General features: G+C 56.1%; 27 protein-coding genes and 1 other RNA gene. 17 read left to right on the top strand and 11 right to left on the bottom strand.

The features are described from left to right. Positions 1–40: 40 nt before the first annotated feature. Entirely contained in the window at positions 41–712 is a 672-nt protein-coding gene (locus ACR0MQ_RS05295; RefSeq protein WP_170772914.1) for a ceramidase domain-containing protein, read from the top strand. Positions 713–764: 52 nt separating this feature from the next. Here the strand turns inward: ACR0MQ_RS05295 and ACR0MQ_RS05300 are convergent, their stop codons facing one another. Together ACR0MQ_RS05300 and ACR0MQ_RS05305 are read right to left on the bottom strand one after the other, a co-directional pair. After that, a complete protein-coding gene (locus ACR0MQ_RS05300) occupies positions 765–1,328 on the bottom strand; it encodes a DUF4202 domain-containing protein (RefSeq protein ID WP_170772916.1) in 564 nt (187 codons plus the stop codon). A 152-nt stretch (positions 1,329–1,480) separates the two neighbouring features. Next, complete coding sequence (locus ACR0MQ_RS05305; RefSeq protein ID WP_170772918.1) at positions 1,481–1,639, bottom strand: hypothetical protein; 159 nt, start codon at positions 1,637–1,639, stop codon at positions 1,481–1,483. A gap of 224 nt (positions 1,640–1,863) precedes the next feature. Here ACR0MQ_RS05305 and gatC point away from each other — a divergent pair, with 224 nt between their 5' ends. The 5 genes from gatC (at position 1,864) to rnpB (ending at position 5,552) form a co-directional block, all read left to right on the top strand. Beyond that, on the top strand, positions 1,864–2,151 hold the full coding sequence (gatC, locus tag ACR0MQ_RS05310) for an Asp-tRNA(Asn)/Glu-tRNA(Gln) amidotransferase subunit GatC (RefSeq protein ID WP_170472591.1): 288 nt from the start codon (positions 1,864–1,866) through the stop codon (positions 2,149–2,151). A 3-nt stretch (positions 2,152–2,154) separates the two neighbouring features. Beyond that, positions 2,155–3,642: an Asp-tRNA(Asn)/Glu-tRNA(Gln) amidotransferase subunit GatA gene (gene gatA / locus ACR0MQ_RS05315; RefSeq protein WP_480606473.1), complete on the top strand. Its 1,488-nt coding sequence runs from the start codon at positions 2,155–2,157 to the stop codon at positions 3,640–3,642. A 40-nt stretch (positions 3,643–3,682) separates the two neighbouring features. Further along, positions 3,683–4,375 (top strand): hypothetical protein, encoded by a 693-nt coding sequence (locus ACR0MQ_RS05320; RefSeq protein ID WP_480606476.1) that lies wholly within the window; start codon positions 3,683–3,685, stop codon positions 4,373–4,375. Next, on the top strand, positions 4,326–5,030 hold the full coding sequence (locus ACR0MQ_RS05325; RefSeq protein ID WP_170772923.1) for an N-acetylmuramoyl-L-alanine amidase: 705 nt from the start codon (positions 4,326–4,328) through the stop codon (positions 5,028–5,030). The genes ACR0MQ_RS05320 and ACR0MQ_RS05325 overlap by 50 nt, the downstream gene beginning before the upstream one ends. 124 nt (positions 5,031–5,154) lie before the next feature. Next, positions 5,155–5,552, top strand: an RNA gene (gene rnpB, locus ACR0MQ_RS05330) — RNase P RNA component class A. Between the two features lie 6 nt (positions 5,553–5,558). Here the strand turns inward: rnpB and ACR0MQ_RS05335 are convergent. Beyond that, positions 5,559–5,891: a GYD domain-containing protein gene (locus ACR0MQ_RS05335; protein ID WP_170772925.1), complete on the bottom strand. Its 333-nt coding sequence runs from the start codon at positions 5,889–5,891 to the stop codon at positions 5,559–5,561. Between the two features lie 371 nt (positions 5,892–6,262). Here ACR0MQ_RS05335 and rpmG point away from each other — a divergent pair, with 371 nt between their 5' ends. Together rpmG and ACR0MQ_RS05345 are read left to right on the top strand one after the other, a co-directional pair. Continuing rightward, the gene (rpmG, locus tag ACR0MQ_RS05340) at positions 6,263–6,430 is read left to right on the top strand and encodes a 50S ribosomal protein L33 (protein ID WP_010441901.1); all 168 of its coding nucleotides are present in this window, start codon (positions 6,263–6,265) and stop codon (positions 6,428–6,430) included. A gap of 207 nt (positions 6,431–6,637) precedes the next feature. Beyond that, a complete protein-coding gene (locus ACR0MQ_RS05345; RefSeq protein WP_170472580.1) occupies positions 6,638–7,144 on the top strand; it encodes a lipoprotein in 507 nt (168 codons plus the stop codon). Positions 7,145–7,207: 63 nt separating this feature from the next. On the opposite strand, the gene ACR0MQ_RS05350 is transcribed toward ACR0MQ_RS05345, so the two are convergent. From ACR0MQ_RS05350 to ACR0MQ_RS05360, 3 genes are all read right to left on the bottom strand, one after another. Then, positions 7,208–7,681: a GNAT family N-acetyltransferase gene (locus ACR0MQ_RS05350; RefSeq protein ID WP_170772927.1), complete on the bottom strand. Its 474-nt coding sequence runs from the start codon at positions 7,679–7,681 to the stop codon at positions 7,208–7,210. Positions 7,682–7,759: 78 nt separating this feature from the next. After that, the gene (locus ACR0MQ_RS05355) at positions 7,760–8,497 is read right to left on the bottom strand and encodes a Bax inhibitor-1/YccA family protein (RefSeq protein WP_010441904.1); all 738 of its coding nucleotides are present in this window, start codon (positions 8,495–8,497) and stop codon (positions 7,760–7,762) included. Positions 8,498–8,692: 195 nt separating this feature from the next. Next, entirely contained in the window at positions 8,693–8,911 is a 219-nt protein-coding gene (locus ACR0MQ_RS05360; RefSeq protein WP_170772929.1) for a YjiS-like domain-containing protein, read from the bottom strand. A 127-nt stretch (positions 8,912–9,038) separates the two neighbouring features. Between ACR0MQ_RS05360 and ACR0MQ_RS05365 the strand changes: the two genes are divergently transcribed. Beyond that, positions 9,039–9,917, top strand: coding sequence for a LysR family transcriptional regulator (locus ACR0MQ_RS05365; RefSeq protein ID WP_010441906.1), 879 nt, complete (start codon positions 9,039–9,041; stop codon positions 9,915–9,917). Here ACR0MQ_RS05365 and ACR0MQ_RS05370 read toward each other — a convergent pair. Continuing rightward, positions 9,901–10,869 carry an NADPH:quinone oxidoreductase family protein gene (locus tag ACR0MQ_RS05370; protein ID WP_170540972.1) on the bottom strand — a complete coding sequence of 323 codons (969 nt, stop codon included), beginning with the start codon at positions 10,867–10,869 and terminating at the stop codon, positions 9,901–9,903. The two genes, ACR0MQ_RS05365 and ACR0MQ_RS05370, sit on opposite strands and share 17 nt — an antisense overlap. Positions 10,870–11,206: 337 nt before the next feature. Here ACR0MQ_RS05370 and ACR0MQ_RS05375 point away from each other — a divergent pair, with 337 nt between their 5' ends. From ACR0MQ_RS05375 to ACR0MQ_RS05385, 3 genes are all read left to right on the top strand, one after another. Then, positions 11,207–11,578 (top strand): helix-turn-helix domain-containing protein, encoded by a 372-nt coding sequence (locus tag ACR0MQ_RS05375; protein ID WP_010441908.1) that lies wholly within the window; start codon positions 11,207–11,209, stop codon positions 11,576–11,578. A gap of 44 nt (positions 11,579–11,622) precedes the next feature. After that, the gene (hisN, locus tag ACR0MQ_RS05380; RefSeq protein ID WP_480606483.1) at positions 11,623–12,414 is read left to right on the top strand and encodes a histidinol-phosphatase; all 792 of its coding nucleotides are present in this window, start codon (positions 11,623–11,625) and stop codon (positions 12,412–12,414) included. Between the two features lie 116 nt (positions 12,415–12,530). Continuing rightward, complete coding sequence (locus ACR0MQ_RS05385) at positions 12,531–13,865, top strand: 8-oxoguanine deaminase (protein WP_480606486.1); 1,335 nt, start codon at positions 12,531–12,533, stop codon at positions 13,863–13,865. A 65-nt stretch (positions 13,866–13,930) separates the two neighbouring features. Here the strand turns inward: ACR0MQ_RS05385 and guaD are convergent, their stop codons facing one another. After that, entirely contained in the window at positions 13,931–15,220 is a 1,290-nt protein-coding gene (gene guaD / locus ACR0MQ_RS05390) for a guanine deaminase (protein ID WP_170772935.1), read from the bottom strand. Between the two features lie 139 nt (positions 15,221–15,359). Here guaD and mgtE point away from each other — a divergent pair, with 139 nt between their 5' ends. Further along, positions 15,360–16,754, top strand: a complete 1,395-nt coding sequence (gene mgtE / locus ACR0MQ_RS05395; protein ID WP_170772937.1) for a magnesium transporter — start codon at positions 15,360–15,362, stop codon at positions 16,752–16,754. After that, positions 16,751–17,323: a 5-formyltetrahydrofolate cyclo-ligase gene (locus ACR0MQ_RS05400; protein WP_480606489.1), complete on the top strand. Its 573-nt coding sequence runs from the start codon at positions 16,751–16,753 to the stop codon at positions 17,321–17,323. Before mgtE ends, ACR0MQ_RS05400 begins: the two co-directional genes overlap by 4 nt. Here the strand turns inward: ACR0MQ_RS05400 and ACR0MQ_RS05405 are convergent. Continuing rightward, positions 17,320–17,547 carry a putative hemolysin gene (locus tag ACR0MQ_RS05405; protein WP_170472553.1) on the bottom strand — a complete coding sequence of 76 codons (228 nt, stop codon included), beginning with the start codon at positions 17,545–17,547 and terminating at the stop codon, positions 17,320–17,322. The two genes, ACR0MQ_RS05400 and ACR0MQ_RS05405, sit on opposite strands and share 4 nt — an antisense overlap. Positions 17,548–17,634: 87 nt before the next feature. On the opposite strand from ACR0MQ_RS05405, the gene ACR0MQ_RS05410 reads away from it, so the two are divergent. The 3 genes from ACR0MQ_RS05410 (at position 17,635) to ACR0MQ_RS05420 (ending at position 21,160) form a co-directional block, all read left to right on the top strand. Continuing rightward, on the top strand, positions 17,635–18,447 hold the full coding sequence (locus tag ACR0MQ_RS05410) for a TIGR00282 family metallophosphoesterase (RefSeq protein ID WP_170772941.1): 813 nt from the start codon (positions 17,635–17,637) through the stop codon (positions 18,445–18,447). A gap of 91 nt (positions 18,448–18,538) precedes the next feature. Then, positions 18,539–20,317, top strand: a complete 1,779-nt coding sequence (locus tag ACR0MQ_RS05415; protein ID WP_170772943.1) for an SLC13 family permease — start codon at positions 18,539–18,541, stop codon at positions 20,315–20,317. A 96-nt stretch (positions 20,318–20,413) separates the two neighbouring features. Further along, positions 20,414–21,160 carry a YbaY family lipoprotein gene (locus ACR0MQ_RS05420; RefSeq protein WP_170772945.1) on the top strand — a complete coding sequence of 249 codons (747 nt, stop codon included), beginning with the start codon at positions 20,414–20,416 and terminating at the stop codon, positions 21,158–21,160. Here the strand turns inward: ACR0MQ_RS05420 and ACR0MQ_RS05425 are convergent, their stop codons facing one another. Further along, the gene (locus ACR0MQ_RS05425) at positions 21,161–22,822 is read right to left on the bottom strand and encodes an FAD-binding dehydrogenase (protein WP_480606492.1); all 1,662 of its coding nucleotides are present in this window, start codon (positions 22,820–22,822) and stop codon (positions 21,161–21,163) included. A gap of 11 nt (positions 22,823–22,833) precedes the next feature. Then, positions 22,834–23,691, bottom strand: coding sequence for a bile acid:sodium symporter family protein (locus ACR0MQ_RS05430; RefSeq protein ID WP_010441919.1), 858 nt, complete (start codon positions 23,689–23,691; stop codon positions 22,834–22,836). Positions 23,692–23,693 lie beyond the last annotated feature (2 nt).

Consider the following 23,693-nt stretch of genomic DNA (forward strand, 5'->3'; position numbering starts at 1 on the left):
TCTGCTTGGCGTCAGCCTAGCATCGGCTATGTAAAAATCCATGGACTGGACGCAGTATATTGACGGTTATTGCGAGCGGCTCTCGCCATCGTATTGGGCCGAGCCGATAAACGCCGTGACCAATGTGGCCTTTCTTGTTGCGGCATTCGTCATGTGGCGCAGGGTGCGAGGGCAGGGTGCACCGCTGGCGATGGCCTTGGTTGTGATACTGGCGATGATTGGTGTCGGCAGCTACCTGTTTCATACGCATGCACAGGTTTGGGCCGCGATAGCAGATACAACGCCGATCTTGCTTTATATTCTGGTTTATATCTTTGCGGTGAACCGGGATGTCTGGGGGATGCGGCCCGTTTATGCGCTGGGTCTGACCGCGCTGTTCATACCCTATGCGGCTTTGACGATTCCCGTGTTTCAGCTGGTGCCGGGTTTGGGCGGTTCAGCAGCCTATGCACCGGTGCCGCTATTGATCCTGATTTATGCTTTACTGTTGAGGTCGCGAACCCCCGATACAGCGCGCGGGTTGGCGATCGGGGCTGGCATACTGATCGCCTCGATCATTTTCCGAGCCTTGGATGAGCCAACCTGCGGTCACTTTCCCATCGGAACGCATTTCATGTGGCACATCCTGAACGCCACCATGCTGGCCTGGATGATCGAGGTATATCTGCGCGCCATTTGGAGGGTGCCTATAACGACTGCGCCGGGTACTTGAGGCCAAACCAAAACACATTGGCGGGCCACCAGTTCCATGGAATCACTTGAGGTCAGTCACGGAATGCTGCCGCCAAAGCCTCGGGCAGATTAAATTCCGCCAAAACTTTGGCGCGGCCTTCGGCGGACATCTTGATGGCGGTTTTTTCTACGATGCGCTGAATTTTCTCGGCTGAATGCTTCGCTGCGAAGGGTTCAAAATACCATTTCAGGAAAACAAAACAGATCACATCCTCAAGCGCCTGCACGTCGGCATGGCGCTTGATGCCTTGTTTGCGCAGCATCTGTTCGACTGCTTCGATTTGATCCGCACCGTATTCGGCTTGTTCCATAAAGCCTCGCACCACGTCCGCGTGGTAAACACCTTGTGCCTTGCGCCAAGCCAGATAACCGGCACGCCCTTCCGGATATTCGGTGCGCTTCAGCTTCCAGCGTTCGACATGCTGCCCGCGCGCGGCAATCTGCAGTGCATCAGATGCATTTGGGAAAAGGCGATCAAGCTCGGCACTCATGCGCTGGCCATACAGCAGTTCTGCGGGCTGCCCGTTTTCCATATTGGGATCTTCCGCATTGGCGGCGTCAATTGCGTTCAGTACTGCTTGCTTGCGTGCGCTCATGTTCTGCTCCGTTAGCTCGCCTGATCGTCACCTGTGGGTGTTTCGGCTGATGGTCTTTGGTCATGCTAACGACTTGTCGGTCAGGGTACAGCGGTGATTTGGAAAAAGTGCCGGATCAGGAGGGGGAAGCCGATCCGGCACATGGGACAGGTCTACTTGCCTGTCTGGGTTTGATCTTTGGTCACAGGCTCCGATACAGGCTGAGGGAAGCTGAGGTTTCGGGTCAGATTGTACATGTCTATTCCCAATGCCAGGGCAGGAGATGTCAGAACCACGGCGGCCAAGATGAATGCAGGGACAAAGGTTTTCATATGCTGTCTCCGGTTTCGAGTTGTGTCACACAATTGAAATGAACAGTTCGGTTTAGTTTTCAATGCCGAAAGTGAACTAATCAGTTTACCAATTTGCATATGGGGCATTCAAAAAAGCATGGCTGCTGTCGAATTGAGTGCGCACGGCGGCGTCATCCGGTGACCGGTCTTGCGAGTGATGCGACAGACGGGTAAACGCCCCTTAACGCATATGAGGTTTTCCGATGTCGATAGACCAAAGCACCGCCGCCAAGGTGGCCAAACTCGCCCGGATCAAGGTCGAGGATGACGCGCTGCCCGCGCTGGCATCCGAGTTCAACACCATCCTTGGGTTCATCGAGCAACTGAACGAAGTGGATGTCGAAGGTGTCGAGCCGATGGTCTCGGTCACGCCGATGCGTCTGAAGCGTCGTCAGGACGAAGTCACTGACGGAAATCAGCAGGACAAAGTTCTGTCCAATGCCCCCGATGCGCGCGAAGGGTTCTTCGCTGTTCCCAAAGTTGTGGAGTAAGTCATGAGCGAACTGAACAAACTAGGGCTGGCTGAAGCCCGCGACGCGTTGCGTGCCGGTGATGTAACTTCGGTTGAACTGACTGAATCCTGCCTGACAGCCATTGATGAAGCCGATGCGCTGAACGCGTTCGTCCACAAGACACCCGAGATTGCGATTGAGCGTGCAAAGGCCGCAGATGATCGGATCAAAGCGGGCGACGCCCCTTCGATGTGCGGCTTGCCGATCGGTATAAAAGATCTGTTCTGCACCAAAGGTGTTCCCTCGCAGGCCGCGTCCAAGATACTCGATGGCTTCAAGCCCGAATACGAATCCACTGTGTCTCAGCAATTGGCTGACGCAGGTGCCGTGATGCTGGGCAAGCTGAACATGGACGAATTCGCCATGGGCTCGTCCAACGAAACCTCCGTTTATGGTAACGCCGTCAGCCCGTGGCGGCGTGGCAACGACGAGGCTCAGCTAACACCAGGCGGCTCGTCTGGTGGTTCGGCCTCGGCTGTTTCTGCTGATCTGTGTCTGGCTGCGACCGGCACCGATACCGGAGGTTCGATCCGGCAGCCTGCCGCCTTTGTTGGCATTACCGGCATCAAACCGACCTATGGCCGCTGCTCACGCTGGGGCATCGTTGCCTTCGCCTCGTCGCTGGATCAGGCTGGCCCGATGACCAAGAACGTACGTGACGCGGCGATCATGCTGGAAACCATGTGTGGCCATGACCCCAAGGATTCCACCAGCGCCGAATTGGCTGTGCCGAATTTTGAGGCAATGCTGACCGGCGATATCAAGGGCAAGAAAATCGGTGTTCCCAAAGAATACCGCATGGACGGTATGCCCACCGCGATCGAAAAGCTCTGGGTTGATGGCGCTGCGATGCTGAAAGACGCAGGGGCTGAGATCGTCGATATTTCGCTGCCGCACACCAAATACGCACTACCTGCATATTATGTGATTGCTCCTGCTGAGGCGTCTTCGAACCTTGCCCGCTATGATGGTGTCCGCTATGGCCGCCGCGCGCAGCTGGCACAAGGTGACGGCATCACCGAAATGTATGAAAAGACCCGCGCGGAAGGCTTCGGCCCCGAGGTCCAGCGCCGGGTAATGATCGGCACATATGTGTTGTCGGCGGGTTTCTATGACGCCTACTACAACCGCGCCCGCAAAGTGCGGACACTGATCAAGAAAGACTTCGAAGATGTCTTCGCGACTGGCGTTGACGCAATCCTGACCCCGGCCACACCTTCGGCTTCGTTCGGCCTGGGTGAGATGACCGAAGCTGATCCGGTTCAAATGTATCTGAACGACGTGTTCACAGTGACCGTGAACCTAGCTGGCCTGCCCGGTATCTCGGTTCCTGCGGGACTGGACGCTCAGGGACTGCCGCTAGGTCTGCAACTGATCGGCCGCCCATGGGAAGAGGGCGATCTGCTCAACACCGCCTATGCGCTTGAGAATGCCGTCGGGTTTGTGGCCAAGCCGGGCAAATGGTGGTAATTCTCTGACCGGCAGAACGACAAGAAGGCGGAGCAGCCGAATGCGTAAATTGCTTCTGATTTCGACCCTCGGGCTGGTAGCAGCCTGTGATACGGTCGCCCCTGTATCGGGCACCGGGTTCAATACGCCGGAATACCAGGCCCAACGCGAGGCTGAACTAGCCGGGCAGGGGCTGGCTGGTAACCCGCTGCTGCCACCCGAAGCGATTTCGGAGCAGCCGCTTTCGGCGCAAAGTGCTCCTCTGAATGACGGCAGTGCGGCTGATATTGCAAACCAGACGGCTGTGGCGCTGGCCAGTACGTCTGACCAGCAAGGCTTAATTGCCCCAGTGACAAACAACACAGGCATTTCTGACGAACAGGATTTTGAAGCCGTTTCAAACAGGCGTAGTATCGATGCAGATGCGGCCCGGATCGAACAGAACCGACAGACATATGAAGTTGTCGCGCCAACCACGGTTCCACAGCGCGGTACAGATGGACAGCCCAACATCGTGCAATATGCGCTGAACACGTCAAACCCCGTCGGAACCCAGCTCTACAGCCGAGCAGGGTTCAATTTACAGGCCAAAGCCGAGCGGAACTGTGCGCAATTCGCATCGCCGGATCAGGCCCAGATCGAATTTCTGTCCAATGGCGGTCCCCAGCGCGACCGTAAAGGTCTGGACCCGGATGGCGACGGCTATGCCTGCGGCTGGGACCCCAGTGCATTCCGCAGTGCCGTCAACAACTGAGCTTTCGCCGATCTGGCATCCATCGCCCAATTTCGGCCACCGGCGCGATGGGTTAAAGCCTGCGCTGATCGTTCTGCACTATACCGCAATGGAAAGCGCATCAGCCGCGCTCGAGCGCCTTTGCGATCCCGGTCCTGAAGTTTCCGCTCACTATCTGATCGGCGGCAATGGCGTGCTCTGGCAACTTGTACGCGAGGAAGATCGCGCCTGGCATGCCGGGGCCGGGGAGTGGCACGGGCAAACAGATATAAATTCCCGTTCCATTGGCATCGAATTGGACAACCGGGGCGATCACCCGTTCTCCGAGCCTCAGATGAACGCGCTGGAACAACTTCTGTCCAAACTCATGCGGCGCTGGTCGATCTCCCCGGAAGGTGTCATTGGACATTCCGACATGGCACCCGGGCGCAAGACAGACCCAGGCCCCCGTTTTGATTGGCAAAGACTGGAGCGTCAAAGCCTTGCCGCTCCAACTGGCACCGAAGCGCCTTCCGAAACGACGTTCCGGGCGCTGGCGCAAGTCCGAGGATATACAGCTGATGTCGATGATGACATCCTGCTCAAAACCATTCGCCTGCGCCACCGTCCCTGGGCCACAGGCCCATTGCACCCTGACGATTTCAAAGCGCTGGCCCTTCCTCCACATACGACCTGATCCGCGCTTCATCAGGCCAAAAAAATCCCGGGGTTGAATTGACCGAAGGCCAAGAAGGGGCTGGCCCCTTCATCCTCCAACCGCTCTTGACGTAACCTCTCCCAAAGCATACCCAACACCTCGCGCGGAGGGCCGGATGGCCGCTGGGGCATATGCTCGAGAGGAAAGTCCGGACTCCACAAGGCAACGGTGCCGGGTAACGCCCGGGCGGGGAAACCCGACGGAAAGCGCCACAGAAATCAGACCGCCGAGGGCCTTGGCCCGAGGTAAGGGTGAAACGGTGGGGTAAGAGCCCACCGCGCCGCTGGCAACAGTGGCGGCACGGCAAGCCCCACCGGGAGCAATGCCGAATAGGGTCCCCGCGCGGGCCGGTCGGTGCAAACCGATACCGCCGCTAGGCTCGCTTTGGCCGAGAGGGACCGGGTTGGCAGCTCGAGCCGCGCAGCAATGCACGGCCTAGAGGAATGGTCATCGAAGGGGGTAACCCTGGAACAGGATCCGGCTTACAGGCCCTCCGCGCATAATTCCTCAGCCCGTCGGCGGCGTATACGCCCCGGTTAGCGTTGCCGCTTTTGCAGCGACCGAAACGAATTCTTCGGCAGACCATGCGCGCACGGTTTCGATTTTCGATACTGCACCCGTGCTCGCAACGGCCATCCCGATTGCGACCGCATCAGTGCCGTCGGGGACCTCGCTAATCACAACTACATCGTTGCTACCGGTGGTGACGTAGAATGAGATCAGCTTTCCGCCCGCTTTCTCAAGCAGCGCACTGACCGGGCCGGTACGATCCTGAGGATTGGCAACCATCGCCTGAACGGCCTCGGATGAGTAGGATGCGTAAGTGATGAATACAGGCATGAAAACCTCCCACTGTTTAAGTCTATTCGGAACCATCCGACTGGCCGGTTCCGTGGCCAGATTGCTTGCTGAGACGCCTGCAATTCAGGGACACCCGGGTAACCCGGGCGCTACTATTGATGTGAGTGGTGTAGGGTGCCGGACGATAGTCCCGGTCAGATTTTGCCCATGATCGCAACACGGACTCTTTGGTCACGGTGACCCTATCACAGTTTCGTGAACACACCAAGCGACACCCCGTTGAGGCGGAGTAGGGAATTGTTCCCGGAACACGGCGAATCTGGTTGACTTGGGCGTACGAGCAGTTAAAAGCGCACGCTCATAAGGATTCAACCGAAAGGCCCCTGCCTTTTCGGACGCAGGAGATAACCATGGCGAAGCCGACGACAATCAAGATCCGTCTGAACTCGACCGCGGGCACGGGCCACTTCTACGTGACCAAAAAGAATGCGCGCACCATGACCGAGAAAATGACCATTCGTAAATACGATCCGGTTGCTCGGAAACATGTCGAGTACAAAGAAGGCAAGATCAAGTAATCTGCCCTCTGACTTGAGTTTTTGAAAAAGGACTCTGCCGATGCAGGGTCCTTTTTTGTTGGTTTGAGGCGTCGCACAGCGCGTCGGTGCGAAACACGGGCGTTGCAGGGGCGCATCAGCCCCTCGGGTGTTCTGGGTGAGGGCGGCTTGCTTTTACGCACTCCATGCCGCTACGCTTCAGCAACTCTTTCCAAAATGTTGACCGCCATGAAAAAAATCTTGTTACCCGCCCTTGCAGTTCTGACCCTGTCAGCCTGCGAAGATCCGTTTAACCGCGAAGGTGTTGGTTTCACCGGGATAGATGGTGAACCGCGTACGGTATCCGATGTGAAAGGAGCCGTGGCATTTGTTCAACCTGCAACCAACATCCCGGCAGAGCTCGCCAAGTTGCCAACAGTTCAGGTTTCGTCTGATCAGACCGAGCTTTCCAAGATGGCGAAAGTTGCTATCGAGAATGGTGGGCGCACTGATACCAGCGCCGTTCAGCTGTCAGGCCAGAGCACTAATCTGCTGCTGAGCACGGTCAGTGTGAACGGGACATTGTTTGGTGTGTTGCGAACTGAAGAAGGGGACACTCGCGTGGACAATTCCATCGGTGCAACCTTCGGAGCGCGAACCGAGCGCTTTACCGGTTGCTTGCCCGCTGGGGATGTTTACCGCAAAGGCTCGTCCAAGCGCAGCTCTGGTTTTGCGGTGCCGCTGAACTGTAGCTGATTGCCAAAGTACCAAACCATTTTGTACCCCCGCCAATTTGGTGGGGGTTTTCTGTTTCCGCCGTTATTCAACGCGCCATTCAGCGAAACTGATCACGGGGTTTAGCCCGGCGCGCGCCATCAATTCAGCCGAAGGCGTATTGAAGGTTGCATAGGTAGTGGCCAAAACATCTCCGCCATCAGCAAGCAGACGTGCGCGAACCTCGTTTATCAAGGCTAATCCGATTCCTTTCCGACGGTGCTTGGTATCGACGCTGATGTGGTGCAGCATCGCACGTGTTTCCGCCCGGCGAAAAGGTGTCGCAGCACGCTTCTCAAGCTCAAAAATCGTATATCCCAACAGTATTTGATTCTCCTCATAGCCCAATGCAACCACTGCGTCGTGGCTGAGCCATTCTGAAAGATAGCAAACAACTTCCTTGTCATCTGGCAAAGGCGCGTATCGCTGTGGCTGTTTCTGAACGTGCAGGTCATGCACCTGTTGAAGTAGTGGCAGCAAGCGATGCGCCTGCGACGGGCAGATGGCGGTGATGGACATCAATGGTCCTCCGATTATCCAAACAAAAAGGGCGGGTCTTTTCGGACCCGCCCTTTGGCTGTGAGTATGAGGTTCGCGTTATTCGCGATTACCAAGCAGCTGCAGCAGGAACATGAACATGTTGATGAAGTCCAGATACAGGTTCAGTGCGCCCATGATGGCCGCCTTGCCTAGCCATTCCTGGTCACCCGCATGGGCCATCTGCAGATAGGTTGTTTTGATCTTCTGAGTGTCATACGCGGTCAGGCCCGCAAAGATCAGAACACCCAGGATCGACACAGCGAACATGATCGCAGGCGACTGCAGGAAGATGTTGATGACCATCGCGACGATCAGACCGATCACGCCCATCATCAGGAAAGTACCCATGCCGGACAGGTCTTTCTTAGTGACGTATCCGTAGAGCGACAGGCCCGCAAAGGCGATCGACGTTACCAGAAATACCTGAGCGATCGAGATGCCGGTGAAGGCAACGAAAATCCAGCTCAGCGACAGGCCCATGACGGCTGCAAATGCATAGAAGAACAGCTGCGCACCAGACGCCGAAAGGCGGTTGATGGCGGCACCAAAGCCAAACACCATTGCAAGAGGTGCAAACATTACGATCCAGCCCAGGATATTCGGGCTAAGCGTGACTGGGTCACGGAAGATCGACAGAAGTTGCGGGCTTGAGCCAACGGCCCAAGCAACAGCAAACGTGATCAGCATACCTACGGACATTGTGCCGTAGACTTTGTTCATATGGGCGCGCAGGCCCTCATCAATCTCGGCAGCGCGCGCCCCGGACGCCGTCCGGATCGTGTCGAATTGTGCCATTTAAGGGTCTCCCTTCAATATTCTGTGCTCAGCCTGCGATTGCAGGCCGGTTTCCCACTAAATATCGGAGAGTACGGCCCTCGTTTCAAGGGTTTTCGGTCTAAAACTCAGCAAAACTGTCGGCAAATTTGGTGACTGGTGCAAAAAACCTGACGGCGCAGTCCCTAATGCCGCCAGATTTCTTCTATTCTCCAATTAATACAAGTGATTGTACCAGCAGTCAGGCGCATCCCACATAGGACGAGAAGCCTCGGCTTCTGCCTCGGAGCGGGTGATTCCGATATCTTCCAAAGCGCGATCATCAAGCTGAGCCAGTTTTTGCCGTTGCCGCGAAAGGCTCAACATGTTGAGCAGGCGGTCTCCAATCGATTTACCTTTGATGCGACGCAGAGTCGAAATGGCTAGATGGGTCATGGGTATTGCCCTTTCATGTTTGACTGATGAAACACCGTGCTTCAATCAATTTCCTTGATCTATATGGAGCATTCTGACATATTTTAAAAATGAATGTTTTTGACGTTACCCATAAGGAATCTTGAAGATGCGAAATCTGGACATCACTACGCTTCGTTCATTCGTTGCCGTCGCGGATCACGGCGGCGTTACCCGCGCAGCTGGATTTCTTCATCTCACGCAATCGGCTGTTTCCATGCAGCTCAAGCGGTTAGAAGAGCTACTCGGGCTGGAGCTGCTGGATCGATCCGGTCGAACCATTGCGCTGACCGCGTCTGGCGAGCAACTGCTGGCCTATGCGCGCCGGATGATTGCGTTGAATGATGAGGTGATCGGGCGGCTCACTGATCAGGCCTTTGAAGGAGAGGTCGTGTTGGGGGTGCCGCATGATGTCGTTCATCCGTTCATCCCCCGTGTCCTAAAGCGCTTCAATGCCAGCTTCCCGCGCGTGAACGTGAACTTGGTTACCTCGAATACGCGTCACCTGAAGGAAGAATTTGCGCGCGGAGGTTTTGATTTGATCGTGACCACGGAATCGGGAGCGGGCGAGGGGGCTGAAACCTTGTATCATATGCCACTGCGTTGGGTCGGGGCTCTGAACGGGTCCGCTTGGCGACAACAGCCTCTGCGGCTGGGATTTTGCCGCAATTGCATCTTCCGTCCGGTTGCGACCGCGGCGCTGGATGACGCTGGGATCGAATGGGACATGAGCATCGACAGCGACTCAGACCGTACGGTCGAAGCAACAGTCAGTGCTGATCTGGCGGTGGGTGTACTGTTGGAGGGGACACAGCCCAACCATCAGGAACTGATCGACCATGCTGGGGTCCTTCCGGACCTGCCGGTGCAGTTCATCAACCTTTATGGTGCTGAAAGAGTGCGCGAGGAATATGTGGCTGAGCTCGCAAATCTCCTGCGGCAAAATTTTTCACACCCCAGTGCGCGCCCCCTCAAAGTGGCGAGTTGATCTGGATGACAATCTTACCGGTGGATTTGCGATCACGCAGCAATTCCAATCCCTTGGCTGCGTCCTGCAAAGGCAGGATGTGGCTGATATGAGGTTTAATCCGTCCTTCTGAGTGCCAGCGAAACAGAGTGCTGAAACTATTGTGAACGATTTCCGGCTTAAATTTCAGGTAACCACCGATATAGACGCCAATCACACTGAGATTTTTAACCAAAAGATGGTTGGCCGGAATCTGAGGAACTTCACCCCCCGCAAAGCCGATGGGCAATAGGCGGCCCTCGGGATTCGTGGCGCGGAACGCAGCCTTGAAAACGTCACCACCGATGGCGTCATAGACCACGTCGGCTCCGCCAAGGGCGCGAACGCGGTTACGCAGATCCTCATCCGCATCGATCAAATGGTCCGCACCGGCCTGCTGCGCCACCACCAATTTGTCCGCGCCGCGCGCTTGCGCGATGACGGTCGCCCCCATCAGTTTCCCGATTTCGATGGCGGTCAGCCCAACGCCGCCAGCAGCTCCGGTCACCAGCAGCGTTTCGCCGGCCTGTAGGCGTGCCCGGTGCTCCAACGCGATATGGCTGGTGCCATAGGCGATCTGAATGGCGGCAGCGTCTTCGAAACTCATTGTGTCTGGGATGACAATAACCCGGTCAGCATCGAAGACACCAGATTCGGCCAGGCCGCCCTGACCAGAGAAAACAGCGACGCGGTCACCTGGTTTTAGATGCGTAACACTATTTCCGACTTCGGCAACGACCCCTGCAATTTCCATACCCAGAGTAAACGGAGTGCCGGGTGTATCCTGATAGGAGCCTTTCTGCATCAAAAGATCGGCAAAGTTCAGCCCGCAGGCCCGAATGGATACGCGCACCTGATTTTCCGCTGGTGTCGGCTCGGGCATTTGGCAAATTTGCGCCATTGCTCCCTTGGTTTTGATACGAAATGCCAGCATCAGTGTTCTCCGGTATTTTAGGGCACATAGGCGGAGAGCGCGCGCGTTTTGTCAATTCCAATCAAACACCCTTCTCAAACAGGTGTCTGGTCTGATTTGTTGTCTCCGAACATACACAGATGTGATGATCCCGGTACTCAACCATAATCAACAGTCCATATTCTTGGATTCAACCGTCTTGAAAAAAGAATCGATTGCGGCAATATTATTGTTCTATGGTGCTGTTCGGGGGGCACGATCCTAAGTTAGGAAGTTCTTAAGCAGCGACCCGCTAACTTGGCGGTGACGGCTGCTGTTGCGGTTTCCCGGACAGGTGTTTGTGTAAAGGAGACTACCAATGACCCATCACGTCGATGTCCATGTGGGCAAACGCGTCCGGCATCGCCGCTGGCTGATTGGCATGACTCAGCAGCAGTTGGCGCAGCAAGTTGGTATCAAGTTTCAACAGATTCAAAAATACGAAACGGGTGCCAACCGTGTAAGCGCGTCGCGTTTGTGGGACATTGCCGAGGCATTGGATGTTCCGGTCAGCTTTTTCTTTGAAGGCCTTGAAGAAGCTCAGAAAGCAGAGGCTGACAAAAAATCAGTTCCTGCAGATCTGATGGGCGATAAAGAAGCGCTTGATCTCGTTCGCTCGTACTATGCGATACCGGAAAATCAGCGTCGCCGCTTGTTTGAACTGGCGCGTGTGCTGAGCGACGTCGCCTAATACAATCGCTTGACTTCGCGGGGTGCCCGTCGCACGGGTAAGCCATGCAAAACACCCTACGAAGTGATCTAGAGATTGCCGAAGAAATGGCCGACGCGGCGCGGGCGGCCATTCTTCCGTTTTTCCGCCAATCTAACTTGAAGACGGACAACAAGCTCGATGCCGGGTTTGATCCTGTGACTGCAGCTGACCGCGAAGCAGAGAAGGCGATGCGTGCGGTGCTGGCCATTCACCGGCCCAAGGATGGCGTTTTAGGGGAAGAGTTTGGCCATTCCGTGGGGGTGAGCGGACGGGTTTGGGTATTGGACCCAATCGACGGCACGCGCGGATTCATAAGTGGTACGCCCACATGGGGTGTTCTGATCGCCCTAAGCGATGAGACTGGACCTAAGCTTGGCGTAATCGATCAGCCCTATATCGGTGAACGCTTTATCGGAGATAAAGAGCACGCCTTTGTCAAAGGCCCTATGGGGCGCGCGGAACTCGAGACCCGGAGTACGCGATCATTGGATCAGGCGATCATCTTCACCACCTTTCCTGAGGTCGGCACCGAGGCCGAGGCCGCTGCCTTCAAGGCGGTTTCTCAGAAAACGAAGCTGACGCGTTATGGGATGGATTGTTACGCCTATGCGCTACTTGCTGCAGGGCAAACCGATCTGGTGGTCGAGGCTGGGTTGAATGCCTACGATATCCAGGCCCCAATCGCGGTGATCGAAGCAGCAGGTGGTATTGTGACAGATTGGCAGGGTAATCCTGCCCATAATGGCGGGCGTGCCCTCGCAGCAGCCAATGCTGAGATTCATGCGGCGGCGCTGGAAATCTTGAAGCAATATTAAACGGGTTGCCGCACCCCCCCCATGCGGCTTTAAACTGATCGCGGCTGGTTCTTACGCCCGTTTTCCACCAGCCCAATACTCCACGCATGAGACGGGCAGGATGCGGGAGTGCAAAAATGACAGAAATATTGATCCGGAATGCCGATATTATCGTGACGATGGACGATGATCGGCAAGAGCTTGTGGGCGCTGATCTGTTGGTTCGGGACGGAAAGATTGCCCAGATTGGCCATGGTTTGACCAGCCGGGGTGAAACACATGATGCCGCCGGATGTGTTGTTACCCCTGGTCTGGTGAACACCCATCATCATCTCTACCAAACCCTTACACGCGCGGTGCCCGGTGGGCAGGATGCGTTGCTATTTGGATGGTTGCGAACACTTTATCCCATCTGGTCCCGCTTTGGACCTGAAGAGATGTTTATCTCTGCTCAGATTGGTCTGGCAGAGTTGGCGCTGTCTGGCTGCACGCTCAGTTCTGATCACCTCTACCTCTATCCCAATGGTACGCGACTTGAAGATACGATCCATGCCGCGTCGGAATTGGGTCTGCGTTTTCAACCGACGCGCGGGGCAATGAGTATCGGTGAAAGTGATGGTGGATTGCCTCCTGATGCTCTGGTCGAAGCCGAGCAAGCCGTTCTGGAGGATATGATCCGCGTGGTTGATGCCTATCACGATCCATCTGAGGGTTCGATGTGTCGCGTTGGCCTTGCGCCGTGTTCTCCGTTCTCGGTTAGTCGCGACCTGATGCGCGATGCCGCGCTTCTGGCGCGCGACAAAGGCGTAATGCTTCATACTCATCTGGCAGAAAACGATGAAGATATCGCCTATTCTGAAGCTCAGTTCGGTTGCCGGCCCGGCCAATACGCAGAGGAGCTGGGCTGGACCGGATCGGATGTCTGGCACGCCCATTGCGTCAAGCTGGATGGCTCCGAGATCGACCTATTTGCGCGTAGCCGAACTGGTGTTGCGCACTGCCCATGCTCCAATTGCCGTCTTGGCTCAGGTATCGCGCCAGTCCGCAAGATGCGCGACCAAGGCGTGCATGTCGGGCTGGGTGTGGACGGTTCAGCCAGCAATGACAGCGGCAATCTTATGGCCGAGGCGCGCCAGTCCATGCTTCTGCAACGGGTCGCAAACGGTGCCGACGCCATGTCGGCCCGTGAGGCGCTTGAAATCGCCACCCGTGGCGGGGCGGATGTGTTGAACCGGCCCGATTGCGGCAGGCTTATGCCCGGCAAACGCGCTGACATTGCCATTTGGGACGTACGCGGTATCGAAAGTGCAGGCAGTTGGGACCCCGCTGCGCTCCTTCTGGCCGGACCAACGCGTGTCAAACATCTGTTTGTCGAGGGACGCCAGGTTGTGCGCGACGGCCAGATCGTCACGATTGACCTGCCAAAGGCCATAGAAACTCAGAATCGTCTGGCAAGCGCGTTGGCAGAATAGCGGATGCGCTCTTCATCTGACTGAAAATATCCCCGCCGGAGGCATGGGCCACAGGCCCATTCCTATCAAGCAGAAACAGCTCGCCCGGCGATCCAGACCTCGGCAACAGCCCGATCATCCCCCATCATGATGGTCGGGAACACCGCTTCCCAAAGATCATCAGCATGTGCTTCGCGTTGGGCGATGGCCGGAGTCGAGGCGAGGTCCAATACCGCCAGATCCGCCTCCATGCCCACTGCAATATTGCCGATACGATCATCCATCCGCAAAGTTCGAGCTGACCCAACCGTTCCAAGCCAAAGCAATTGCGACGGGTGTAGCGGACGACCCCGCAGTTGACCAATTTCGTACGCTGCGGCCATTGTGCGCAGCATCGAAAAGCTGGAACCACCGCCTGTATCGGTGGCAAGACCAACCCGGTGCCCCTCGCGGATCAGGCCGTTCATGTCGAACAGACCAGAACCGATAAACGTATTGGACGTGGGGCAGTGGATCAGCGCTGCATCTACCTCGCGCAAGCGGTCACGTTCGCGATCCTCCAGATGGATCACGTGACCGTAGAGACCGTTTCCACCCAACAATCCAAACTGTTCATACGTATCCAAATAGTCGCGCGCCTCAGGGAACAGAGAGCGCACCCACTCAATTTCGTCGGTTTGTTCGCTGAGATGTGTTTGCATCAGGCATTCGGGATGCTCCGCCCATAGCGCGCCCATCGCCTCTAATTGATCTGGTGTCGATGTCGGCGAAAAACGCGGTGTAATGGCGTAGGATATGCGATCAACCCCGTGCCACTTTTCAAGCAGTGACTTGGACTGGTCATACCCGGTTTGTGCGGTGTCACGCAGCCCCTCGGGCGCATTTCGATCCATGCAGGTTTTGCCGGCGACAACCCGTTGACCTCGCGCAATTGCTGCCGAGAAAAACGCATCAACACTCTCTGGATGAATAGTGCAAAAGCTGCACATTGTCGTCGTACCGTGTGCTGCCGTCAAATCGAGGTATCTACTTGCAATTTCAGCGGCATAGACAGGATCGTCGAACTTCATCTCTTCCGGGAACGTGTAGCTGTTGAGCCAGTCGATCAGCCGCTTGCCCCAACTCGCAATCATTGCGGTTTGCGGATAGTGAACATGCGGATCCACAAAGCCCGCCGAAATAAGCTTGTCGCCATAATCCTTAACTTTGGCCTCGGGGTGCGCGACAGAAAGATCGGACGCGGATCCCAATGCTGCGATGCGACCATCTTCTATCAATACGGCTTCGTGTAGTTCGGTCGCGTCTGTGGGTTCGCCTTCGAACGGTGATCCGTTGAAGCTGAGCACGCGTCCCTTCAAAAGCGTCTTTTGCGCCATCTGCTGTGTTCTCCGCCTGTTTGGGGCCGCTATCCAGCATAGGGATGCAAAAGATGTGGGTAAATTGGACCATTGTCATTGTTTTCCGGTAGCTGCTTCTTCTATCTAGGGTCAATCGGCAGGAAAAAAGGGGCAGCGCATGACGACAGGCAGTGACGAAGCCAGACCCGATCAGCCCCAGGACGAGGACGCCTATGCGCTCGATCCGCGAACCGTCGAAGCCATCCTCTATGCGGTGGAGGTCGAAGATCGCACCAAACTGATCGATCTTATGGAGCCGCTACATGCGGCTGATATTGCCGACCTTCTGGAACAGATCAGCCCCTTTGACCGGGCGGGTCTGATCCGTTTGTACGATAAGGAATTTGACGGGGATATTCTTTCAGAACTGGATGAATCTGTCCGGGAAGAAGTGATCGATGTTCTGAAACCGGATGTCTTGGCCGAAGCTGTTCGGGACATGGAAAGCGACGATGTCGTTGATCTGCTCGAGGATCTCGAAGAGCCGCAACAAGAGACGATCCTTGATGCGCTTGAAGACTCTGAACGAGTCGCCGCTGAGCAGGCGTTGTCCTACCCTGAAAATTCCGCCGGTCGTCTTATGCAGCGTGAAGTCGTCATGGCGCCCGAGCACTGGACGGTGGGGCAGGCCATTGATTTCATGCGGGCCAATGATGATCTGCCAGAACAGTTCTATCATGTCGTCCTTGTTGACCCGCGGCTGAAGCCCGTTGCGCAGGTTACACTGGGAAAGCTGATGGCGACCCGGCGAGAGGTGCCCTTGCATGACCTCGCCGAGGAAGAATTCCACACCATCCCTGTAGATCAGGACGAAGAGGATGTGGCCTATGCGTTCAACCAATACCATCTGATCTCGGCCCCGGTTGTGGATACGGATGGGCGGTTGGTTGGCGTCATTACCATTGATGACGCGATGGTGGTGTTGGATGAAGAATATGAAGAAGACATGATGCGTCTTGCGGGTGTCTCGGACGAAAGTTCTTTGTCCGATAGCGTAGCGGCAACCAGTAAACGGCGCTTGCCATGGCTCGGTGTCAATCTGATCACCGCAATTTGTGGTTCGCTGGTCATTTCGCAGTTTGAGGCCGCAATCGATCAGCTTGTTGCACTCGCAATCCTGATGCCGATTGTTGCCTCAATGGGAGGCAACGCTGGAACTCAATCACTGACAGTGGCTGTACGCGCGCTGGCGACACGTGACCTGACGAGTTCGAATGTGTGGCGCGTGATCCGCCGCGAATTACTGGTCGGGATGCTCAACGGATTATGCTTTGCCATCGTGTTGGGAACCGTTGGGATGATGTGGTTTGATTCTCCGTTGCTGGGTGTCGTGATTGGATCGGCGCTGGTCGTGAACATGATCATCGCGGGCTTTGCAGGTACGGTAGTACCGGTGGTGCTGGATCGTCTGGGGATCGACCCTGCGCTGGCATCGGGAACCTTTGTGACAACGACGACGGACGTGATGGGGTTCTTCATATTTCTGGGGCTTGCCAGCATGGTGCTACTGTGACCGACACAACCGATCTGACTGAAATCAAAGCCGCTGCCCGAAAGGCGGCCTTTGCGCGCCGAAAGGCGGCGTTTGACACGCGCCTACCGGGTGCTGCAGGACGTTTGTCCGAGGTTTTGGCCGGGCATCGAGGTGTTCCCATCTCAGGATACATGCCCATCCGAACCGAGATCGACCCGTTGCCGGCAATGGCCGAAGCAGCCGCTTACGGGGCCGTCGGCGTACCCGTCATTCAGGCCGCCGGAAAGCCGCTGCGATTTTCGCGTTGGACTCCGGAAGGCGCGCTGAAAGACGGACCATTTGGTGCGAAGGTACCCGAGATCGACGATTATTTTGATCCCGAAATCCTGATTGTGCCGCTGGTTGCGTTTGATGCTCAGGGTCGTCGTCTGGGATATGGCGGTGGCTTCTATGATCGCACGCTAGAGGGGTTGCGCGGCAAACGCCCGACATTGGCGATCGGGTTTGCCTTCGATGCGCAAGAGGTAGAAGAGCTGCCGCTTGAGCCGACGGACCAACCTCTGGATATGGTTATCACAGAAAGCCGCGTGTTGACGTTTTCGGCCTAGCCCGTGTGCTCAGCACGGAAATAGTCCCAGGCATCCTGTTTGGTTCCGTCTGGCAGGGTGCAGATCCCGGTTTGGCCGCCGTCGCCATCCTGAATATTGTACGTGCCGCCCCGTTCGATGCAAAAAGTCGCCGCTGGGTTTGCCAGTTCGGTTGATTGCTCGGCTGGCTGATCGCACGCGGCGAGGGGGGCGAGCAGGGTAACAATAATAAGATAGCGGGTCATAAGTTTCTCCTAACCAATATTATTTGCGGTTTATGGTGACAGTTTAATCACTTGTGCTTGTGTTGCACCACACTTAGGACGGGTGACATGAGGTTATTATTTCTTGGCGACGTCATGGGGCGCTCGGGTCGCGCCGCCGTTCAACAGCACCTGCCGCGTTTGCGTGAGGAGTGGCGGTTGGATTTCGTCGTGGTTAACGGCGAGAATGCATCCAATGGCATGGGGCTCAGTGGTGATCACGCCAAGCTGCTTTTGGACGCCGGTGCCGATTGCATCACTTTGGGCGACCATGCGTTCGATCAGAAAGACATGTTGCAGTTCATCGAGAAAGAGCCTCGCATTGTGCGCCCGGTGAACTATGCCAAAGGGGCGCCAGGGCGAGGTCATCGGCTGTTCACGGCGCCGGGTGGACGCAAGGTGCTGGTGGTGCAGGTACTGGGGCAAGTATTTATGAAGCGCCCCTTCGATGATCCGTTCTCAGCTATCGAACCGATCCTGAAATCGCACCCACGCGGTGGGCAGGCGCAGGCGATTATCGTCGATATGCATTGCGAGGCGACGTCTGAAAAGATGGCGATGGGCCACTATTGCGACAAGCGCGCCAGCCTTGTGGTGGGCACGCACACCCATGTGCCGACGGCGGATGCGCAGATTTTGACGGGCGGGACAGGATACCTGACGGATGCCGGAATGTGCGGGGATTATGACTCGGTCATTGGTATGGACAAACAAGAACCTATGCGTCGTTTCATCACGGGGATGCCCAAAGCCCGCTTCACACCCGCCAATGGCGAGGCAACGCTGAGCGGTGTGTATGTCGAAACCGATGATCGCGACGGAAGCGCAATATCTGTGCAGATGGTGCGCGTTGGTGGGCGTTTGCAGCAGGCAGGCCCCTAAGTCACATGTCAGGCTTGCCCTGTGGCATGCAATGCGTGAAACTGGCTGATAGGCGCGTGTGCCAGATCAGGTTTCGGACAGAATACCAAGAATGCAATTCCTTCAACTGACAGAAACGGGTAGCGCAATTCTGGCGCTGATGATTGTTGCAGGGATGTTCATCATGTTCCTGCGCGAGGTCTATCCGACCGAAGTTGTCGCCATTGGCGGCGTGGCCCTGATGCTTGCAACGGGTATTCTGCCCTATCAAAGCGCGCTTGCGGTACTGTCTAACCCTGCGCCATGGACCATCGGTGCCATGTTCATCATCATGGGGGCTTTGGTGCGAACAGGGGCGCTTGATGCGTTCACATCCGTGGCGCAAAAGCAGGCGCAGGTTAATCCGCGTATAGCCATCGGTTTGTTGATGGGATTTGTCGTCATCGCGTCTGCAGTGGTGTCGAACACACCTGTTGTCGTCGTGATGATCCCGGTCTTTATTCAGATCGCTCGCACACTGAACGTTTCGGCGTCCAAACTGTTGATTCCGCTTAGCTATGCGGCAATTCTTGGGGGAACGTTGACCCTGATCGGCACCTCAACCAACCTTCTGGTTGATGGCGTCGCGCGTGCGCAGGGCATGACGGCCTTCACGATATTTGAGGTCACCCCACTGGGCATAGCTCTGGTTATCTACGGCATGGTTTATCTGCGCTTCATAGCGCCGCGTTTGTTGCCAGAGCGCGATAGCATGGCCGAAATGCTGAGTGACCGATCCAAGATGAAATTCTTTACTGAGGCGGTCATCCCACCCGAAAGCAACTTGATCGACCGCGAAGTAACGGGGGTTCAACTGTTCAAACGCCAAGGTGTGCGGCTGATCGACGTGGTTCGGGGCGATGAGTCGTTACGTCGGAACCTAAAAGGTGTCACGCTGAAAGTGGGTGACAGAGTGGTTCTCCGCACCGAGATGACTGAGTTGTTGAGCCTGCAAAGCAATAAGGAATTAAAGAGGGTTGATCAGGTCTCGGCAGTTGAAACCAAGACGGTCGAAGTTCTGATTACACCGGGTTGCCGTATGGTTGGGCGAACATTGGGTGCGATGCGTTTGCGTCGTCGGTACGGCGTCTACGTTTTGGCTGTGCATCGCCGGAACCAAAATATCGGGCGCCAGTTGGATGCTCTGACTGTGCGCGTGGGTGATACACTGCTGCTTGAAGGCTCACCTGGTGATATTCAAAGGCTGGCAGCAGATATGGACATGGTTGATGTGACACAGCCCTCGGCACGTGCCTTCCGTCGCAGTCATGCACCCATTGCCATTGGATCATTAGTGGGAATCGTTGCGTTGGCAGCGCTGGGCGTCGCTCCAATTCTGCTTTTGTCTATACTGGCCGTTGCGGTGGTCCTGCTGTCCCGCTGTATCGATGCGGATGAGGCGTTTTCCTTTGTCGAAGGCAGATTGCTGGCGCTGATTTTCTCAATGCTCGCAATCGGTGCGGCTCTCGATAAATCTGGCGCTGTGACGCTGATTGTCGAGGCGATCGCACCCGCGCTGGGCATGTTGCCGCCCTTCCTTATCATATGGGCTGTGTATTTGCTGACCTCGGTATTGACCGAATTGGTTTCAAACAATGCAGTTGCAGTGGTGGTGACTCCGATCGCCATCTCGTTGGCGCAGGCAGTTGGCATCGATCCGCGCCCGTTGGTCGTCGCGGTGATGGTGGCGGCGTCGGCTTCGTTTGCGACGCCCATCGGTTATCAGACCAACATGATGGTGTACGGGCCGGGCGGGTACAGGTTCACCGATTTTCTAAAGGTTGGTGTGCCGTTAAACCTGACGGTTGGTTTGTTGGCCTCACTCTTGATCCCGTTCATCTGGCCACTCTGAGACTGGCACAGTTTCGCCGACTTGAATGTGTTGCCCTTGTAAATGGCGATCCAGCCACAATCTTTTTCTCAAAGACGAATGAGAGAGGATAGGATTATGCCTTTTCCAAAACTCGGACAGGCCATTGTGGCCGGAGCAGTTGTATTGGCTTTGCTGGGCGGCCAAAGCCACGCCGGATCGGTGACAGGCACAGCGACATATCGTGAACGGATCGCTCTGCCACCGGATGCAACACTGTATGTCGAATTACAGGATATCTCGCGGGCGGACGCAGCTGCTGTGACACTGGCAGCGCAGCGCTACGCTCTGAACGGCGTGCCATCAGAATTTGAGTTGTCGTTTGATGATGCGCTGATCCAAGAAGGAATGACCTATGCGGTCCGGGGTGCAATCTATCGTGGAGAGGAGCTGCTGTTTACGACCGATACGATTCACCCGGTGTTGACCAACGGAGAAGGCAGTTCCGCAGACCTGATACTGGTGCAGGCGCACGATCAGAGCGCCGCGACACTAGAAGGGACTGAATGGGTGGCCATCGGAATAGATGGAGAGGTGTTGGACGCAAAGCGCCCGCCACAGCTTTCATTTGCTCAAGGCGGAGCGTTCGGCGGTACAGGCGGTTGTAATCGGTTTACCGGACAAGCCGAAATCATCGGCAACAGCATAGAATTTCCTGAGAATATGGCTGCCACTTTGATGGCGTGCCCACCAGAAATGGAAGAGATTGAAGATCAATTTCTTGCCGCTTTGCAAAGTGTAACCACTTATGCGGTTGCCGGTGACAGTCTGGTTATGCTCGACGCCGCAGGCGAACCTGTTCTGAAGTTTGTGCGCAACCAGTAATCAGGCCACGGCGCGGGACCGTCCCGCATTGCGGCCCGAGAAGATGCAACCGCCCAGAAACGTGCCCTCCAGCGCGTTGTATCCGTGGTAACCGCCACCGCCAAAGCCCGCGACCTCTCCGGCTGCAAACAGGCCGGGGACGACTTGGCCGTCTGCGCCAATCATCTGACTGTCGAGATTGGTCTGCAACCCACCAAGCGTTTTGCGAGTCAGAACATGCAATTTAACTGCAATTAAAGGGCCATTTGACGGATCGAGGAATTTGTGTGGCTTGGCGGTGCGGATCAACCTATCGCCCCGGTAATTGCGCGCGGCATGGATAGCCATCATCTGAGCGTCTTTCGAGAATGGGTTGTCGATCTGAGAATCCCGCGCCTCGATTTGCGTGCGCAAATACGCTTCGTCAATCAGTCCGCCGCCCAATTGGTTCATGCCACTGACCAATTCCGTCAGCGTGTTGGCAACAACGAAATCCTCACCCTTTTCCTTGAAAGCTTCGACCGGGCCAGTTGCCTTTGAGCCGGATAAAATGCGCTGTTGAATAACCTCTTTCCAGCTGCCCGAAGTGAAGTCCGGGTTCTGCTCGGACCCGGAGAGGGCAAATTCCTTCTTGATCACTTTCTGGGTCAGAACGAACCAACTGTATTCATAACCCGTCTTCAAGATTTCGCGCAGCGTGCCCAGCGTATCGAAGCCCGGCAGACAAGGGGGTTGCAGACGATTGCCGCATGCGTCAAACCACATCGAGCTTGGACCGGGCAGGATGCGAATTCCGTGCGCGGGCCAGATCGGATCCCAATTGCGCACGCCTTCCGTATAGTGCCACATTCGATCACCGTTGATCACATGGCCGCCTGCTTTCTCGCTGATCGGGATCATACGGCCATCGACATGAAAGGGCACGCCAGCGATCATGTCTTTGGGTGGTTCACCCAATCGGTTTGTGGGCCAGTTTTTTCGCACCATTTCGAAGTTCCCACCGATCCCGCCGGAGGTAACGATGACCGAAGGCGCGTAGACTTCGAACTCGCCGACCTCGTCCCGATTGGTCTTGCCACCCCTCTGGACGCTATCATCGGCTAGGACCTCTCCGGATACGCCCTTGGCTGTGCCATTTTGCATAATGATATGGCTGACTTGGTGGCGGAACTTCAATTGGATTAGACCGGCACTGACATGATCCTGCACACGTCTGATAAAATGTTCCAACACTCCCGGGCCCGTGCCCCACGTGATATGAAAGCGCGGGACCGAGTTGCCATGACCATTGGCGTAGGACCCACCGCGTTCGGCCCATCCCACGACCGGAAACCAGCGCAACCCCATGTCATACAACCACGGACGCATTTCACCTGCCGCAAACTCGACATAGGCATCCGCCCACTTGCGGGGCCAATTGTCCTCATCACGGTCGAACTGAGCACTGCCCATCCAGTCGCGCAGTGCCAGATCGTAGCTGTCGCAAATACCCATGCGACGCTGTTCCGGGGTATCGACCATGAACAGACCGCCAAGGCTCCAAAACGCCTGCCCGCCAAGGAAGTGTTCCGGCTCCTGATCCACAATAATCACACGCTTACCGCGATCCCCCAGCTCTGCCGCGGCAGCCAGACCGGCAAGTCCGCCGCCCACGACAATCGCGTCTGCTGTATTATCAGCCATCTGATCTCCTTTCAGCGGTTGCGGAACCAAAGGATAAAGGGGGTCACGACCACATACATCGTGATACCATAAACTGCGGCCGGAACGGCAAGCGGACTGAAGCCCGTTGTGGTGCCTGTGATCAGTGCCGCCAACGTAATTCCCATCGCCGAATTCTGTATGCCTGTTTCGACCGAAATGGTTTTCGCCTCTTCCCACGTCAGCTTGGCGATCCGCGCCAACCCAAGTCCAATCAGTAGCAGCGCGATATTTAGCGCAATCAAAGCGGCCCCGATCGAACTGAGGTTCTCAATGAAGAACTGCCAATTTCCGGCCAGCGCTGCCAGAACGATCAGCACAAACAGGATCGAGGCAAGCGTGGACAAAGGGTTATCGATCCGAACCGCGAACTCTTTGGCAAAGTGGCGAATACTAACGCCTATCGCGACAGGCAACGTTGTGATCAGGAACAATGCGGTAGCAAGGGCGCCAATCGATACTTCCGGGGCTGTCTCACCCATGAAGTAATCGATGGACCACGCGGCCAGAATTGGAACTGTCACAATCGACAACAGGCTGATCACAGCCGTCAGGCTGACTGATAGCGCAACGTCGCCTTTGGCAAACTTTGCAAGGATGTTGCTGGTAACGCCGCCGGGGCAAAAGCTTAGAAGCATCACGCCAACGGCAATCTCAGCGGGTAGCCCGAACATCGTGACGGTTGTGAAAGCAGCCAGTGGTATCAACACAACCTGACTGATCGCACCGATGGCGAATGGGTATCCGCGGGTAAGAACTCGGCGAAAATCAGCGGCCTCAAGCCCGATCCCGAGCGACAGCATGATAATGGCCAGCGAAAGCGGCAGGCCAACATTTATGAGCAGGTCCAAGA

It is taken from the genome of Ruegeria sp. AN6, from assembly GCF_056540425.1.

Coding starts and splice junctions, on each gene's coding strand:
- ACR0MQ_RS05350 (WP_170772927.1), bottom strand. CDS start 7,681: ATGTCCATCACCGCCATCTGCCCGTCGCAGGCGCATCGCTTGCTGCCA.
- ACR0MQ_RS05360 (WP_170772929.1), bottom strand. CDS start 8,911: ATGACCCATCTAGCCATTTCGACTCTGCGTCGCATCAAAGGTAAATCG.
- guaD (WP_170772935.1), bottom strand. CDS start 15,220: ATGGCGCAAAAGACGCTTTTGAAGGGACGCGTGCTCAGCTTCAACGGA.
- ACR0MQ_RS05345 (WP_170472580.1), top strand. CDS start 6,638: ATGAAAAAAATCTTGTTACCCGCCCTTGCAGTTCTGACCCTGTCAGCC.
- ACR0MQ_RS05300 (WP_170772916.1), bottom strand. CDS start 1,328: ATGAGCGCACGCAAGCAAGCAGTACTGAACGCAATTGACGCCGCCAAT.
- gatC (WP_170472591.1), top strand. CDS start 1,864: ATGTCGATAGACCAAAGCACCGCCGCCAAGGTGGCCAAACTCGCCCGG.
- ACR0MQ_RS05375 (WP_010441908.1), top strand. CDS start 11,207: ATGACCCATCACGTCGATGTCCATGTGGGCAAACGCGTCCGGCATCGC.
- ACR0MQ_RS05335 (WP_170772925.1), bottom strand. CDS start 5,891: ATGCCTGTATTCATCACTTACGCATCCTACTCATCCGAGGCCGTTCAG.
- ACR0MQ_RS05385 (WP_480606486.1), top strand. CDS start 12,531: ATGACAGAAATATTGATCCGGAATGCCGATATTATCGTGACGATGGAC.
- ACR0MQ_RS05325 (WP_170772923.1), top strand. CDS start 4,326: ATGCCTGCGGCTGGGACCCCAGTGCATTCCGCAGTGCCGTCAACAACT.
- gatA (WP_480606473.1), top strand. CDS start 2,155: ATGAGCGAACTGAACAAACTAGGGCTGGCTGAAGCCCGCGACGCGTTG.
- ACR0MQ_RS05295 (WP_170772914.1), top strand. CDS start 41: ATGGACTGGACGCAGTATATTGACGGTTATTGCGAGCGGCTCTCGCCA.
- ACR0MQ_RS05410 (WP_170772941.1), top strand. CDS start 17,635: ATGAGGTTATTATTTCTTGGCGACGTCATGGGGCGCTCGGGTCGCGCC.
- ACR0MQ_RS05425 (WP_480606492.1), bottom strand. CDS start 22,822: ATGGCTGATAATACAGCAGACGCGATTGTCGTGGGCGGCGGACTTGCC.
- rpmG (WP_010441901.1), top strand. CDS start 6,263: ATGGCGAAGCCGACGACAATCAAGATCCGTCTGAACTCGACCGCGGGC.
- ACR0MQ_RS05405 (WP_170472553.1), bottom strand. CDS start 17,547: ATGACCCGCTATCTTATTATTGTTACCCTGCTCGCCCCCCTCGCCGCG.
- ACR0MQ_RS05355 (WP_010441904.1), bottom strand. CDS start 8,497: ATGGCACAATTCGACACGATCCGGACGGCGTCCGGGGCGCGCGCTGCC.
- ACR0MQ_RS05420 (WP_170772945.1), top strand. CDS start 20,414: ATGCCTTTTCCAAAACTCGGACAGGCCATTGTGGCCGGAGCAGTTGTA.
- hisN (WP_480606483.1), top strand. CDS start 11,623: ATGCAAAACACCCTACGAAGTGATCTAGAGATTGCCGAAGAAATGGCC.
- mgtE (WP_170772937.1), top strand. CDS start 15,360: ATGACGACAGGCAGTGACGAAGCCAGACCCGATCAGCCCCAGGACGAG.
- ACR0MQ_RS05320 (WP_480606476.1), top strand. CDS start 3,683: ATGCGTAAATTGCTTCTGATTTCGACCCTCGGGCTGGTAGCAGCCTGT.
- ACR0MQ_RS05415 (WP_170772943.1), top strand. CDS start 18,539: ATGCAATTCCTTCAACTGACAGAAACGGGTAGCGCAATTCTGGCGCTG.
- ACR0MQ_RS05370 (WP_170540972.1), bottom strand. CDS start 10,869: ATGCTGGCATTTCGTATCAAAACCAAGGGAGCAATGGCGCAAATTTGC.
- ACR0MQ_RS05365 (WP_010441906.1), top strand. CDS start 9,039: ATGCGAAATCTGGACATCACTACGCTTCGTTCATTCGTTGCCGTCGCG.
- ACR0MQ_RS05305 (WP_170772918.1), bottom strand. CDS start 1,639: ATGAAAACCTTTGTCCCTGCATTCATCTTGGCCGCCGTGGTTCTGACA.